We start from the raw sequence: 13,688 nt of genomic DNA, 5'->3' as shown, positions 1-13,688 counted from the left end.
TCGGTCCTCGTCTACTCGTTCGACGGTCCCGTCACCTGTTTTTCGAGCTGAGCCAAGCCACGCTGGGCCACGGCGCGAGCCTCGGCGGCGGCGAGCCACCCCGCAAATGCCTCCTCGGCCTGGCCTTCCAGGCTGCGCAGCTCGGTGGTGGCGGCATCGACGTCGCCCTCGTCCAGACGAGCCTCGGCGCGGGCGATGATGGCGCCGGTGGTGTCGCCTTCGACATCACCTACGGGGCGGACGGTGAAGAGGCTGGAGACGTTGGCGGCGAACTTGCCGAAGACGCCGTCGGCCTCGTCACGCTTGGTCCCCGCGAGCGCCGCGCGGGCGGCATCGTCGAAGCCAGCCCGCAGCGCATCGGTGGTGGGGATGCCTTGGTCGGCGAAGACGCGCAGGGCGGCGAGGTCGTCCGTGCCGCCGGTGATCGATTCGACGGCGTTGAGCTGACGGCGGAAGGGGCGGCCCTCATCGACGTTCTCGGCGAGCTGGGTCAGCGCGATCAGGAGGTCGCGGCGGCGGGTCACGTCGATGTCCCGCACCGCCAGCTCGCTGATGCGGGTGTCGAGCGCGGCGAGGCGTTCCTGGCTGCTGCTCTGCTGCTCGGTGAGGCTCTGCTGCAGCTGGGCGAGGCGCTCATTGGTCTCCTGCACCTGAGCCTGGGTCTGGGAGACCACGCGGGTCGTCTCGGAGACGCGCTCGCCGATCTCGTTCAGGCCCTGCTCGGTCTCCTGCACCGCGCGCTGGGTTTCGGTGACGGCGCGCTCGGTCTGCTGGATCTGCTCGCGGGTCTCGGCGAGGCGGGTGTCGATGACCTCCTCGGTCTCGGCCAGCACGCTGGAGCGCACGCCTTCGACCTCCTGGCTCACGTCGCGGGCCAGCTCGCGGCGGAGGTCCTCGATCCGCTCCTCGGGGATGACGGCCACCGGAGCGGGCGCTGTCTGGGCTTCGGTCTGAGTGGCTTCCTCCTGAGCGGGCGCTTCCTCGCCGCGCTCGGCGGCCCGGCGCTGGGCGGCGCGCTGCTCGGCCAGGCGGCGAAGGCCTGCGACCCGTTGGCGGGAAGCCTCCGCATTGTCCTTGGCAGCCTCGGCCTCTTCTTCGGTGGCGCCTTCATCCTCCTGGGCCTGAGCGGCGGCAAGGCGGGCCGCTTCCTGTTCCTGGCGCTGGCGTTCGAGCTCGGCACGGCGCTCTTCCTCCTGCGCGGCGCGGCGCGCTTCGGCTTCCTGACGCAGAGCGGCGGCCTGCTCTCGCGCTTCCCGGCGTGCGGCCCGCTCCGCCTCGGCAGCGGCGAGCTGTTCCTGGCGTTCGGTCTCGGCGGCAGCTTCAGCCTCGGCCTGGCGCTCGACCTCCCTCTCGGCCGAACGGCGGCGCAAGGAGGCGATCAGGGCTTCGGCAGCCTGGCTGTCGTCGGCGGTCTCTTCTGCCTGGGCAGCATCCGCAGTCTGAGCCTGGTTGTTCTGTTCCTCTTCGCCCTGCTCCTGCGCAGCGGAGCGTTGCGAACCTTCACTCGCGGCCTGGTTCAAGGATGCAATGAGCGCCTGCGCCTCTTCGGAAGGCGCCGTGTTTTCGCCGGACGGCTGCTGGTCGGGCTGCTCGTTCTCCTCCGCAGGTTGGGCCTCGGCGACGACCGGCTGCTCCGGCTGCGGCTCGGCGGGCGTAGGTTCCGCCTCGGTCGCCCTGGGCGCTTCCTGCCGAGGCCGGGCCGGTGCGGCTGACTCGCTGGAGGAAGTGCGGGGCGTTGCGGGTTGGCGGGGGAGGGCAGGGCCGCCATTGCCTTCGCTGCCGGCGAGCTCGTTGCCGGGGAAGAGGACGGCATCGCCGCCTTCGCTGGCCAGCACCGTCCCATCCTCCTCAACGCTCGGTCCGGTATCGGCGGCGTCGGCGAAGAAGATGACGGCGGCGACCACCACGGCGGCGAGACCGCCGACGACGATGAAGGGCATGACGGAGCCGCTCTTCTCCGGGTTGTCGGCTTCGTGGCGATTGTCGTTCACCGGCTCGCCGGCACGGCCTTCTGGCTCGAAGGTTTTGACGACCGGCTCCTCGTCCTGCTCCTCGACGATCTCCGCCTCGACGGCGTCGTCGTGGTCGGCGGAAGCGGAGGCTTCAGCGGGCGTCTCGTCCTCGGCGGCGGGGGTCTCGGTCTCGTCGTTCTTCTTGTCGTCGTCGGCCACGAAAGCCCCCTTGTGTCACTGTGCTCAACGGGCAGAACCCCAAGCGTTCCGCCATCTCTAGGCGTTATGTGCAGCGCGGCGTGATGAAGTCAACGAAGGCCGAGGGGCCTCTGGCATCGGCGTTCAACACATTACCGAAAAGGCCAGTATGGGCGGCGGCTGCAGCGATGCGCTCGCTCATACAGAAGGCCGTGAGGCGCAGCTCCTCCCCTTCGAGAAGAGGCCTTGCCAGTCCGGCGAAGAGGGCGGCGTTGCGCGCGGAGAGGAAGATCGCCGCCAGCTCGCCTGGTCGGCGGAGGCATTCTTCGGCGTCCTGGGGGAGGGAGGGCAGGGGCTCCGCCCTGTAGACGGTCTCCCGGCGGTAGGCATGTCCGCGCGCCGCAAAGAAGGGCGCCGGGTCCACGGCGATATCCTCCCCGGCCAGATGCAGCACCGACGCGGTTCGGGGCAGGAGGGAGGGCAGATCTTGAGTCACCCTCCCGGCACCGGCGGCAATAATGGTCAGCCCTGCCGCCGCAGCAGCCTTTGCGGTCTTCTCTCCCACCGCCAGTACCGGCAGACCGGCTGCTACCGCAGCAGGCACCGCACGCGGCGAGGTGAGAAGGACGGTATCGAAGTTCTCTATTGGTAATTTGGCGGGAAGCAAGACGATCCGGGTGACCGGGCAGGGCAGAACCTGCGTGCTCACTCGTCCCTCCAGAAGCCTCGCGAAGGCCGTAGCCTCAGGCTCGGGCCTCACCACCAGCAAGGCGTGGAAGCTACTGCCCGATGGCATGAAGAAGGTCCGGCTCGGCGCGGCCGAGAATGTCCTCCGCCGCCTCGGCCCCTAGGGCGAAGGCGGTGAGGAGGCGCTCGTCATGGTCCTTACCGCCAAGACTCGCGTCCCTCTCGGTGTCGCAGCGGAGGTGTCCATCGGGATGCAGGATCTCGGCCCTGAACCGAAGCCTGTCGCCGTCAAGCTCGGCGAGCCCTGCCATCGGCGTTCGGCAGGATCCGTCGAGCCTGCCGACGAAGGCCCGCTCCGCGGTTGTGGCGATCTCCGCCGCGTCGTCGTTGAAGCCTCGGCAAAGCTCGCGGGAGGTCTCGTCATCCTCCCTGGTTTGGATGCACAAGGCTCCCTGACCCAGTGCAGGCAGCATCACATCCGTCTCGATGGGGCAGCGCTTGACCTCGTTCCGGCCCAACCGCTTCAGGCCTGCCTCGGCCAGAAAGGTGCCCAGCGCCTCGCCCCGTTCCAGCTTGCTCAGCCTCGTCGCCACGTTCCCCCTGAAAGGGACGACCTTCAGGTCGGGGCGGCGGGCGAGAAGCTGAGAGGCCCTACGGATCGAACTCGTGCCGACCCGTGCCCCTTCAGGAAGCTCTTCGATATTCGCGCCGGTCAGTGAGACGAAGGCGTCGCGTGGGTCCTCCCGCTCCGGTACACACGCCTGGACCAGGCCCTTCGGCATCTCGGCGGGCATGTCCTTCATGGAGTGGACGGCGATGTCGGCCTCCCTCGTCAGGAGCGCCATCTCGATCTCCTTCACGAAGAGGCCCTTGCCGCCGACCTCCGCCAGGGAGCCCGCCATGTTGCGGTCGCCGATGGTCACGAAGGTCTTGATGGGGAAGCTCTCCTCCCACGCCGCCTCCCTCAGCTCCGCAGCCTTGCCCAGCATGGCGCGTACGGCTTCGGCCTGGGCGACGGCGAGGGGCGAGCGGCGTGAGGCGATGGTGACGGGTTTCTGGATCATCACCGCGCTGCTATCCCCCGCCGGATGAGTGAGCAACCGCAACTGGTCCTGGGCCTCGAGTCGAGCTGCGACGACACCGCCGCGGCAGTGCTGTGCATCGGTGAGGACGTCGAGGTTCTGTCTTCGATCGTTAGGGGGCAGGATGCAGCTCACGCTCCTTTTGGCGGCGTCGTCCCTGAGATCGCCGCGAGAGCCCATGCCGACCTCATCGACATCGTGGCCGAGGAGGCGCTCGCCGAAGCCGAGGTGAGCGTCCCCGACCTCTCCCTAATCGCGGCGACCGCCGGACCGGGCCTGATCGGCGGGGTGATGGCGGGCTTCACCTTCGCCAAGGGGCTCAGCATCGCTAGCGGCGTCCCGCTCGTGCCGGTGAACCATCTGGAGGGCCACGCCCTTTCCGTCGGTCTCGAGGGCGGGGCGGAGCTGCCCTACCTCCTCCTCCTTGTCAGCGGCGGGCACACCCAGCTCTTGATCATTGAGGGGCCGGGGCAGGCAAGGCGCCTCGGCACCACCATCGACGACGCGGCCGGCGAGGCCTTCGACAAGACGGCCAAGCTGATGGGCCTGCCGGCACCGGGCGGCCCCGCCATCGAGCGGCTGGCTCGCGATGGCGACGCCGAGCGGTTCGCCATGCCGAGGCCCCTTCTCGGACGGGAGGGCTACGACTTCAGCTTCTCCGGCATGAAGACCGCCGTTCGTCAGGCCGCGCAGGAGGCCGCACCGTTGAACGAGAGCACCAAGGCCGACCTCGCCGCCTCCTTCCAGAAGGCCGCTATCGCCCATCTCATCCGCCAGACCGAACGCGCCCTCGCCCAAAGCGGCGCCAAGGCGCTGGTGGCGGCGGGGGGCGTCGCTTCCAACAGCGTGCTGCGGAGCGAGCTCGAAGCGCTGGCGGAGCGCTCGGGCGCCTCGTTCAAGGCGCCCGCCCTACGCTACTGCACCGACAACGCGGCGATGATCGCCCTGGCGGGCTATCAGCTCCATGCCGCCGGGCTCGCCCCTTCCCAGGAGGACGCACTGGCCCTGGCGCCCCGCCCGCGCTGGCCCCTCGATGGTGAGGCGGCACCGGTCATCGGTCGGGGCAAGAGGGGAGCCAAGGTATGAGCCGGGTTTTCGTAGCCGGTGCCGGCTCCTGGGGTACGGCTCTGGGAGTGCTGCTCGCCAGGGAGGGGCATGAGGTCCGCCTCTGGATGCGCTCGCCGGACAAGGCGGAAGCCGTGGCCGAGGCGGGGGAGAACGAGGCCTATCTGCCGGGCGTGCCCCTGCCGGACCTCCTCACGCCTAGCAGCGATCTGGTCGATGTCGCGGGCAGCGACGCCTGCCTCTTCGTCGTGCCCGCCCAGCATGCGCGCCACTGGATGGAAGAGCTGCGGCAGGCCTCATCCGAGGCAGCGCTGCCCGTCGCCCTCTGCTCGAAGGGCCTGGAGCGCAGCACGCTTATGCCGATGCACGAGGTGCTGGCCGAGGCCTGGCCCGAAGCGAGGGGCGCGGTCCTCTCCGGCCCCAGCTTCGCCGCCGATGTGGCGCGGGGCCTGCCCACCGCGGTGACCCTCGCCTGCGAGAGCCAGGCCGAGCGAGAGCGCTGGCTGTCCCTCGTCTCCGCGGCGAACTTCCGGCTCTACGCCTCGGACGACCCGTTTGGCGCCGAGATAGGCGGCGCGGTGAAGAACGTCCTCGCCATCGCCTGCGGCATCGCCATCGGCAAGGGCTTCGGCGAGAGTGCCAAGGCGGCGCTGATCGCCCGCGGCTTCGCCGAGCTCCAGCGTTTCGGGCTTGCGATGGGGGCAAAGCAGGAGACCTTGTCCGGCCTTTCGGGGCTTGGCGACCTCGTGCTCACCGCCAACTCGCCCCAGTCGCGCAACTTCTCACTCGGGCTGGCGCTCGGCCAGGGGGCGGAACCTGCCGCTTATCTTCGAAGCCAGCGCAGCGTGGCGGAGGGGGCGGCCACCGCGAGGCCGCTCACCGAGAAGGCTAGGGCGGCGGGGGTGGAGATGCCGATTTGCGAAGGGGTTGCTGCTATTGTCGAGGGGCGCGACGGGGTCGACGAAACCATCGCCAAGCTGATGAACCGGCCCCTAAGGGCCGAAGGGGCTGGAAAGAGCTAGCGCGCGATATAGTCGCCGGCGCGACAGCTCTTGCGCTCGCGCGGCACGGCGGAGGCGGCCATGGCGCCGTCGGACAGCGCTTCGGCACCCATCGGCCCCACCCGGTCGTAGCAGGCCTGGACCTGACCCTCGAAAAGTTCGGTACCGGCCTTCACGTTGGAGCGGATGAGGTCGTAGCCCATATTGTAGCAGCCGCAGGCGGTGGCGGGGATCTCGTACTCCTCCGCCCGGTCCTCATCGAGAAGGGTCGCCACGCTGGTGCGAACGAAAGCGCCGCGGCTCGCCGTGCTGGAAGTCGACGAGGAGGCTGTCCCGTCCGTCGTCGATCCGAAGAACACGAAGGCGAAGACCGACAATACGGCCACGGCCAGGAAACCGCCGAAGATCGTCTCGATACGCGTCATGCCGTCAACCACCCCTTTGGCCCTTCGGACACCCTAACCTCAACGAGAAGTTAAGGGAAGGGCCTTCGGACGGGAGGGTGATCCGTAGAACGGGCGCCAAAGCCAACCGCGCTTCCTAAGAACCCGGTCGGCTTGGCCAGGCGGCTACGCCTCGGCCAGGGTCTCGGCCCTCAGGGTCTGGCGCCGCTCGTACATCGTTCGGGCGCTTTCGGCGATCCAGGGGGTGAGGGGGCCTGCGTCGATGGTGACGCGGTCGGTATAGCAGCAGGTGTCGCCCTCCATGGGGCGCACGTCGATGCGGTGGCGCCAGGAGCGGATGGGGCCGCCGGTCTCCTCGCTCGTCAGGATGCGTTCGCGCAGGTCCACGCGGGTGACCTCGATACGGTAGTCGAAGATCTTCACCCCCATCATCCGGTAGGGGAGGACGATGAGGTCACCCTCGCGCACCATGCGGTCGGGGAAGTGGGTGAAGCCCTCGCGGCCCGTCTCCAGCTCGGCCAGGCGCCAGTATTTGAGGACGTCCTCGAACACCACATCCGCAGGGAAGGGGAACTCGGAGGAGAGGGAGAAGCTCTTCATCGCGTCCTGGCTCTTAGCGGGGTGCTGGGAGAGTGTGCCAGCGAAAGCTGTAGGGTGTGTTGAGAGCGAGCTGAGTTCGTCATCCCGGAAGCCGGAGGCTATCCGGGACCCATGGACCTAGCTGTTCAAAATGTCCCGTCCGTTGTCTCTATAGAAACCGCAGGCCGTGGATCCCGGATAAGCACTGCGTGCTTTCCGGGATGACTGATGGAAGCTACCGTACGCTCTGATAGATCGGCCTCTGCCCTGCGGAAGCCGCATCCCGGTCGGGGGCAGGCTCGCCGAGGCGGTCGCGATAGACCCAGATATTGGTCATCACCACGTCCACGAACTGACGTGCTTCCTTGTTGGGCACGCTCTCGAGCAGGAGAAGCTGGTCGTCGATCCCCGCGCGGGCCTTGTAGCGGCGGAAATTGCCTGGCCCCCAATTGTAGCTCAGCGCCATCTCGAACATGTCGCCTGCGCCCTTATTGTACTCGGTCAGCAGCATCTGCACGTAGGACTGGCCGAGCTGCATGTTGTAGCCCGGATCGTAGAGGCGCTCGGAGGCCTTGGAGCCGCGCTGCATCAGGCGGCGGTCGCCGGTGATGTAGCTCGCGGTCCTTGGCATGAGCTGCATCAGGCCCGCAGCACCCACGCGGGAGCGGGCGCGGTTCGAGAACTTCGACTCCTGCCGGATGAGGCCGAACAGCACCGCCTTGTCGATCTCGAAGCCGCCATTCGGCTCGAAGCCTTCCGGCACCGGATAGAGCGAGGCCCAGAGGGCGCGGGAGGTGTCCTCACGGATGGCCGTCGCCTCGGAGAGGTGGACCTGGGCAGAGGGTGTGTTGAGCTGCCCCGCGAGGGCCAGAAGCGCGCGGTCGTCCTCGGGTTTCAGCTCGCCATGGGCGTAGCGCAGCTCCATGGCGGCGTCGGTATGACGACCCACCTCCGACAGGGCGATGGCGCGGGTGATGCGCGGGTTCTTGTCGAGGAGCTGGTCGAGATCGCCCTCCGTCAGCTCGATGGGTGACCAGTCGACGCCCGAACCCTGGCCGAGCTGGCCGAGGGCGAGCTGTCCGTAGAAGGTGAGGGGGTAGCTCGCGGCGACGTCGAGATAGAGGAGCGCTTCGTCGGACCGCCCCGTGGCGAGGGCTGCGCGGGCGGCCCAGAAGGCGGCGCCTGCCCGAAGGCTCGAGGTTTGATGCGGCTCGTCGGCCATGGCCGAGTGGTAGCGGAAGGCCTTTTCCATATCGCCGCGGCGCCAGGCGACGAGACCCGCCGTCCACTGGGCCATGACGGCGGAGGTGCCTGAGCGGTTGGCCGCTTGCTCGGCCAGTCGCTGCGCGTCGGACAGCTTGCCGTGGACATAGTAGCTCTCGGCGATCCAGCCGCGGATGCGGTCGGTCTGGCGCGAGGTGAGCTGGTTGAATTGGCGCGGATCGTTGAGATAGGCGAGCGCCTGGGTGGGCCGGTCCTTGCCGAGGAGGTAGCGGATGCGCCCCTCGATGCGGCGCACGGCTTCCTTCCTGCCGCCCCTCAGGCTGTCATAGTCGGCCTGAAGATCCGGTGTCAGGATCGTGGTGGAGCTGGTGCGCCAGCGCCTGGAGACGGGCCGCTGGGGCCTGGCGCCGCTGGGTCTGCGCTTCATGGCGAGGCTGTAGATGCGCCGCGCATCGGGGTGGTCCGCGTAGGATGAGAGCCAGCGCGAGAGTTCCGAGTAGGAGCTTCGGTAGGCCGTCGGGTGCATGTAGCGCTGCTCGAGGACATAGCCGAGCAGGATGGGATCCTCGATCTTCTCGATGATCTTGTCGGCATCGCTCATGCGGCCTGCGTCCTGGAGCATGAAGACGTCGCGGTAGCGCTTCTCGTCGGCATCGGACAGCACGTCGGCCTCGGCCGCGAAGGCGCTGCCGAGAAGGGCGGAACAGGCAAGAAGAACGCGTTTGATCACTTAGCTCTCCTGGAAGGGGAATGGGGCGGAGTTAGGACAGGGTTTCGTTAAGCGTTGCTTTCGCCGTCAGAAGATCGCGCCAGGCCCAGCGCTTTTGGATCGGCTGGCGCAGCAGGAAGGCGGGGTGGAAGAGGGGCAGGGCGGTAATCTTCTGACCGTCTGAGGTTTCGTGGACCTTCACCTTGCCCCGGTCGCGGGTGATACCGGGGGCGTCCGGGAAGAGCGCCTGGTTGGGGACATTGCCTGTGAGGAGAACGAGTTTCGGACGGGAAAGCTCGATGAAGCGCTTCATGAAGGGTAGGCAGGTGGCGACCTCGGCCTTGCTGGGGTTCCGGTTCGACGGCGGGCGCCAGTAGACGGCGTTGGAGAGGCAGACCGCCCCCTGACCCTCCTTCGGCGCGCGGGAGAGGTCGATAGCGGCCAGCATCCGGTCGAGAAGCTGGCCCGAGCGGCCCACATAGGGCTTGCCGATGCGGTCTTCCTCGGCGCCTGGTGCCTCGCCTAGTACTAGCACGTCGGCGCCCAGGATACCGTCGTAGATGACCGGGCCGCGGGCGCCGTGTTTGAGGGAACAGCCCTCGAAGGCAGCGATGGCTTGGCAGAGCTCCTCGAGGGTTTGCGCGGAACCGGCGGCCTGTTCGGCATCGGCGAGGCCGTCGGCGGCGCTGGCGGGGGCAGCTTTGCTCGCGATTGGTGGAGAGGGAGCGGCGGTGCGGCTCGGCGCTTTCTTAGACGCAGGCTCCTCGTCTTTCATCGTCCAAAGGCCGCCGGAGGTCTCGGCTTCGGCGGTGGTTACCCCCGCCTCCTCGTAGAAGCGTAGGATCGCTTCCGCCTCGTCTGACCTGCCTGCTGCCATGGGGGGGATTCTGCACGGGCCAGGGGTGAAGGACAACTGTTGTTCCCGTGAGGTATCAGGGTTCTTTCCTCCACTTCGCAGGGGGAGGAAGGCACGAAATTCATGAGCCAAAAATAGCCGCATGGCTTTTTTCAAGCTTCTGCGGCATATGCAGCGCAGCAAACGAAGCACGAACAGGTGGCACAGCATGTACGACGACACCCCCGTAGAACGCGAGAGCATGGAGTTCGACGTGGTCATCGTGGGCGCAGGCCCGGCGGGGCTCTCTGCGGCGATCCGTCTGAAGCAGCTCGAGGAAGAGACTGGCAAGGAGATCTCCGTCGTGGTGGTGGAGAAGGGCTCCGAGGTCGGCGCGCATATCCTCTCCGGCGCGGTGCTCGACCCACGCGCACTGAACGAGCTGCTGCCTGACTGGGAGAGCGACGCGGACTGCCCGATCGACAGCCCGGTGACGTCCGAGCGGTTCCTCTATCTCGGCCCGTCAGGCTCGATGCCGCTGCCGAACTTCGCGCTGCCCTCCATGCTGAAGAACCATGGCTGCTATGCCGTCTCGATGGCCAATGTCTGCCGCTGGCTAGGCGAGAAGGCCGAAGGGATGGGCGTCGAGGTCTACCCCATGATGGCCGCGTCGCGCACGGTGCGCCGTGAGGACAACTCCGTGGCCGGCGTGATCGTCGGCGAGGTCGGCATCGGCCGTGACGGCGAGAAGAAGGGCTCCTACGAGCCCGGCATGGAGCTTCTGGGCAAATATGTTCTGTTTGCGGAAGGGGTGCGCGGCTCCTGCTCGAAGCAGCTCATCAAGGAGTTCGGCCTCGACGACGGCAAGGAGCCCCAGAAATACGGCATCGGCCTCAAGGAGCTCTGGAAGGTCAAGGACGAGCACTTCAAGAAGGGCTTCGTTCAGCACACCTTCGGTTGGCCGCTGAAGAACGATACGGGCGGCGGCTCTTGGATGTACCATTTCGGCGACAACTACGTCTCCATCGGCTACGTCGTGCACCTCAACTACAAGAACCCCTATCTCGCTCCGTATCAGGAGTTCCAGCGCTTCAAGACCCATCCGGAGATCTCGAAATTCCTGGAGGGCGGCGAGCGCGTGGCCTACGGCGCGCGGGCGATCTCGGAGGGCGGCTTCCAGTCCGTTCCCAAGCTGACTTTCCCAGGCGGGGCGCTGATCGGCTGCTCGGCGGGCTTCGTCAACGTGCCGCGGATCAAGGGCAACCACAACGCCATGAAGACCGGCATGATGGCCGCCGAAGCGGCCTTCGAGGCGGTGCATGAGGGCCGCCAGGGCGACGAGCTCATCGGCTATCAGGAGCGCTACGACACCTCCTGGGTGCGCGACGAGCTGCACACAGTGCGCAACGCCAAACCGCTTTGGTCCAAATACGGAACGATCCTCGGCGCCATCAGCCTGACGGGTATGGACCTCTGGATGAACATCCTCGGCAAAGGGATGGGGCTCGGCGGTGTCTCCTTCTTCGGCACGCTGGGCCACGGCAAGACCGATGCTCAGAGCACCGAGCCTGCGTCCCAGCACAAACCCATCGACTATCCCAAGCCCGACGGGGTCCTGACCTTCGACCGGCTGACCTCCGTCAGCTACAGCTTCACCAACCATGAGGAAGATCAGCCTGCGCACCTTCGGCTCAAGGACGATCAGGTGCCCTACACGGTAGAGCTGCCGGAATATGCAGGGCCGTCCCAGCGCTACTGCCCGGCGGGGGTCTACGAGTATGTGGAGGACGGCGGCAAACAGGTCTTCCAGATCAACGCCCAGAACTGTGTCCACTGCAAGACCTGCGACATCAAGGACCCGGCCCAGAATATCGTCTGGCACACGCCCGAGGGCGGCGGGGGTCCGAACTACCCGAATATGTAAGAGAGCCTATTATTCGCACAAAGAAAAAGGGGAGCCGAAGGGCTCCCCTTTTCCGTCTCAGCTTCAGTCGGAAAGGCTTAGGCAGCCTTGCGGCGGCGGCGGGCGATGAAGCCTGCTGCCAGCGGCGCGAAGAGAAGCGCGGCGGCCGGGACCGGAACGGCTTCCGGGTTGGTCTCGAAGTTGCCGATCGGGAAGTCGCCGTCGATCGGCAGGGTCCCGAAGGCGGTCGAAAGCAGCGTCAGCGCCGTATCGGTCAGGGTGAAGGTGACACCGCTAAGGTCGTCAGCCACTTCCAGCGGGCCTTCGCCGGGGGGCAGATCGTCAGGCAGCTCGAACTCGAACACGGCAGCGTCGTCGAAGCTCATGGCGCCGGCAGTGACATTCGCCGTGATCAGGTTGTTGTCGAAGTCCAGCACGAAGTTCGTCAGCGTCACCGTGGTGGCGCCGCTGCTCAGCGCGATGCCGTCGTTGAGACCGTGGGTGATCGTGCCGTTCAGCTCGTCTTCGCTGGCGCCGAAGGTCAGCTCGTCACCGGTAATCAGGATGGTGAAGACCGGCTGGTCGAACGCTTCGGAAAAGTCCTGGGCTTCGCCGACGGCCTCGGTTTCCAGTCCGAGCTCTTCCACCGCGGTAAGCGTGATCGTGGTCTGACCGCCGGTAATCGTGGCAGCGTGCGAGACACCAGCCATCAGGGCAGCCGAAAGACCAATCGCGAGAAGTTTCTTCATGAGTTCCCTCGTTCTATTTTCCGTGCATGACACACGCTTCGTTAACACGGCGACACGGGGGGAGGGTCGGGTACAGAACTTCACGGACGCGCGAGAGGCTCGTTCGTCCGGGAACCGAACGAAAACCTCACGCCTGCGAGAGGAACCGCTGCAAAGCCGCATGACGGCTGGAACCGCTGTAGGCTGATCGCCTTCTTATCCAAGGATTTACAAAGGAAGCTATACTATGACGATCGGGAAAGGTTGCGTTGTCATCACGGGGGGCAGCGCCGGGATCGGTCGCGCCTGCGCGGAATTGTTCGCACAGAACGGATACGACCTCGCTTTGCTCGCGCGTGGGGAAGAGCGGCTCGAAAAAGCTGCCGAAGAGCTGTCCGCCTACGGCGTGGACGCGCGGTCCTACCCCTGCGACGTGGCCGATGCCGACGCGGTGATGGCGACAGCCAGAGAGATCGACGAGGCCCAGGGGCCGATCGCCGTCTGGGTCAACAACGCCATGACCACGGTGATCAAGCGCTTCTGGGAGATGGAGCCGAGCGACATCAGACGGGTCATGGAGGTGACCTATCTGGGACAGGTGCACGGCATGATGGCCGCCCTAAAATATATGCGGCCAAGGGACAGGGGCGCCATCGTCAATGTGGGCTCCGGCCTCGCCTATAGGGCCATCCCGCTCCAGTCCGCCTACTGCGCCGCCAAGCATGCGGCAAAGGCAGCTTCCGAAGCGCTGCGCACCGAGCTGATCGCCGAGGGCTCCTCGGTTACCGTGTCCATGGTCCACCCCTCGGGCATCAACACGCCCCAGTTCGACTGGGCCGACACCTCGCTGCCCAACAAGCCCCAGCCCACCGAGCCCATCTTCCAGCCCGAGACCGTCGCCAAGGCCGTAGTCAGAGCCGCGAAGGAGGGGCCGCGGGAGCTCTTCGTGGGGCTGCCCGCGCTCGCCGTGTTCCTGGGCGGGCAAGGCATGCCGCAGCTCCTCGACCGCCAGCTCGCCAGCTCCGGCGCCGACGATCAGACGTCGAAGCAGCCCAGGACCATCGACAACAAAACCGATGGCTACGCCTACGAGCCCGGCGAGGGCATGTTCGGCGCTCATGGCTCCTACGACCACAAGGCGAAGGATAAGGCGCTGATCGTGGACGGGGACGTGGCGAGGTTCGCCGCCGTCGGGATCGGCGCCGTGGCTGCCGGGGCGGTGGGGTACTTCCTGGGAAGAGGCGACCGGAAGCATTAATCTAGTGGCCCTACCGGCCCGCTACCCGCGGGCCTACTTGAGAGCCGGCTCGACTTCGCTTTC

Annotated in this window: 12 protein-coding genes; 4 read left to right on the top strand and 8 right to left on the bottom strand. The window is 66.9% G+C overall.

Annotation, left to right across the window (positions count from 1 at the left end; genetic code table 11):
- Window positions 1-11: 11 nt before the first annotated feature.
- The 3 genes from NOG11_RS04830 to hemC all read right to left on the bottom strand — a co-directional run bounded on the left by NOG11_RS04830 (window position 12) and on the right by hemC (window position 3,901).
- Entirely contained in the window at window positions 12-2,171 is a 2,160-nt protein-coding gene (locus NOG11_RS04830; protein WP_256618552.1) for a mitofilin family membrane protein, read from the bottom strand.
- Between the two features lie 64 nt (window positions 2,172-2,235).
- Window positions 2,236-2,859, bottom strand: coding sequence for a uroporphyrinogen-III synthase (locus NOG11_RS04825; protein ID WP_256618551.1), 624 nt, complete (start codon window positions 2,857-2,859; stop codon window positions 2,236-2,238).
- Window positions 2,860-2,929: 70 nt separating this feature from the next.
- Window positions 2,930-3,901: a hydroxymethylbilane synthase gene (hemC, locus tag NOG11_RS04820; RefSeq protein WP_256618550.1), complete on the bottom strand. Its 972-nt coding sequence runs from the start codon at window positions 3,899-3,901 to the stop codon at window positions 2,930-2,932.
- Between the two features lie 24 nt (window positions 3,902-3,925).
- On the opposite strand from hemC, the gene tsaD reads away from it, so the two are divergent.
- A complete protein-coding gene (gene tsaD, locus NOG11_RS04815; RefSeq protein WP_256618549.1) occupies window positions 3,926-5,005 on the top strand; it encodes a tRNA (adenosine(37)-N6)-threonylcarbamoyltransferase complex transferase subunit TsaD in 1,080 nt (359 codons plus the stop codon).
- Window positions 5,002-6,006: an NAD(P)H-dependent glycerol-3-phosphate dehydrogenase gene (locus tag NOG11_RS04810; protein ID WP_256618548.1), complete on the top strand. Its 1,005-nt coding sequence runs from the start codon at window positions 5,002-5,004 to the stop codon at window positions 6,004-6,006. Before tsaD ends, NOG11_RS04810 begins: the two co-directional genes overlap by 4 nt.
- Here the strand turns inward: NOG11_RS04810 and NOG11_RS04805 are convergent.
- The 4 genes from NOG11_RS04805 to NOG11_RS04790 all read right to left on the bottom strand — a co-directional run bounded on the left by NOG11_RS04805 (window position 6,003) and on the right by NOG11_RS04790 (window position 9,778).
- A complete protein-coding gene (locus tag NOG11_RS04805) occupies window positions 6,003-6,410 on the bottom strand; it encodes a hypothetical protein (protein ID WP_256618547.1) in 408 nt (135 codons plus the stop codon). The genes NOG11_RS04810 and NOG11_RS04805 overlap by 4 nt on opposite strands.
- Before the next feature lie 144 nt (window positions 6,411-6,554).
- Complete coding sequence (locus NOG11_RS04800) at window positions 6,555-6,989, bottom strand: SRPBCC family protein (RefSeq protein ID WP_256618546.1); 435 nt, start codon at window positions 6,987-6,989, stop codon at window positions 6,555-6,557.
- A gap of 214 nt (window positions 6,990-7,203) precedes the next feature.
- Window positions 7,204-8,922: a transglycosylase SLT domain-containing protein gene (locus tag NOG11_RS15110; RefSeq protein WP_256618545.1), complete on the bottom strand. Its 1,719-nt coding sequence runs from the start codon at window positions 8,920-8,922 to the stop codon at window positions 7,204-7,206.
- A 31-nt stretch (window positions 8,923-8,953) separates the two neighbouring features.
- Window positions 8,954-9,778 carry a uracil-DNA glycosylase gene (locus tag NOG11_RS04790; RefSeq protein ID WP_305888900.1) on the bottom strand — a complete coding sequence of 275 codons (825 nt, stop codon included), beginning with the start codon at window positions 9,776-9,778 and terminating at the stop codon, window positions 8,954-8,956.
- A gap of 187 nt (window positions 9,779-9,965) precedes the next feature.
- Here NOG11_RS04790 and NOG11_RS04785 point away from each other — a divergent pair, with 187 nt between their 5' ends.
- The gene (locus NOG11_RS04785) at window positions 9,966-11,660 is read left to right on the top strand and encodes an electron transfer flavoprotein-ubiquinone oxidoreductase (RefSeq protein WP_370468231.1); all 1,695 of its coding nucleotides are present in this window, start codon (window positions 9,966-9,968) and stop codon (window positions 11,658-11,660) included.
- A 77-nt stretch (window positions 11,661-11,737) separates the two neighbouring features.
- Here NOG11_RS04785 and NOG11_RS04780 read toward each other — a convergent pair whose 3' ends face one another.
- Window positions 11,738-12,388: an early set domain-containing protein gene (locus tag NOG11_RS04780; RefSeq protein WP_256618543.1), complete on the bottom strand. Its 651-nt coding sequence runs from the start codon at window positions 12,386-12,388 to the stop codon at window positions 11,738-11,740.
- 226 nt (window positions 12,389-12,614) lie between these two features.
- Here NOG11_RS04780 and NOG11_RS04775 point away from each other — a divergent pair, with 226 nt between their 5' ends.
- On the top strand, window positions 12,615-13,625 hold the full coding sequence (locus tag NOG11_RS04775; protein ID WP_256618542.1) for an SDR family oxidoreductase: 1,011 nt from the start codon (window positions 12,615-12,617) through the stop codon (window positions 13,623-13,625).
- The last annotated feature ends 63 nt before the right edge of the window (window positions 13,626-13,688 follow it).

The sequence above is a fragment of the Parvularcula maris genome (assembly GCF_024505085.1).
Taxonomy (GTDB): Bacteria; Pseudomonadota; Alphaproteobacteria; order Caulobacterales; family Parvularculaceae; genus Parvularcula; species Parvularcula maris.
This window is presented reverse-complemented; position numbering and strand designations above follow the sequence as displayed.

Bases quoted from the DNA above. Each gene is read 5' to 3' on its own strand.
- hemC (WP_256618550.1), bottom strand. From the start codon at position 3,901: ATGATCCAGAAACCCGTCACCATCGCCTCACGCCGCTCGCCCCTCGCC.
- NOG11_RS04790 (WP_305888900.1), bottom strand. From the start codon at position 9,778: ATGGCAGCAGGCAGGTCAGACGAGGCGGAAGCGATCCTACGCTTCTAC.
- tsaD (WP_256618549.1), top strand. From the start codon at position 3,926: ATGAGTGAGCAACCGCAACTGGTCCTGGGCCTCGAGTCGAGCTGCGAC.
- NOG11_RS04785 (WP_370468231.1), top strand. From the start codon at position 9,966: ATGTACGACGACACCCCCGTAGAACGCGAGAGCATGGAGTTCGACGTG.
- NOG11_RS04775 (WP_256618542.1), top strand. From the start codon at position 12,615: ATGACGATCGGGAAAGGTTGCGTTGTCATCACGGGGGGCAGCGCCGGG.
- NOG11_RS04780 (WP_256618543.1), bottom strand. From the start codon at position 12,388: ATGAAGAAACTTCTCGCGATTGGTCTTTCGGCTGCCCTGATGGCTGGT.
- NOG11_RS04810 (WP_256618548.1), top strand. From the start codon at position 5,002: ATGAGCCGGGTTTTCGTAGCCGGTGCCGGCTCCTGGGGTACGGCTCTG.
- NOG11_RS04800 (WP_256618546.1), bottom strand. From the start codon at position 6,989: ATGAAGAGCTTCTCCCTCTCCTCCGAGTTCCCCTTCCCTGCGGATGTG.
- NOG11_RS04805 (WP_256618547.1), bottom strand. From the start codon at position 6,410: ATGACGCGTATCGAGACGATCTTCGGCGGTTTCCTGGCCGTGGCCGTA.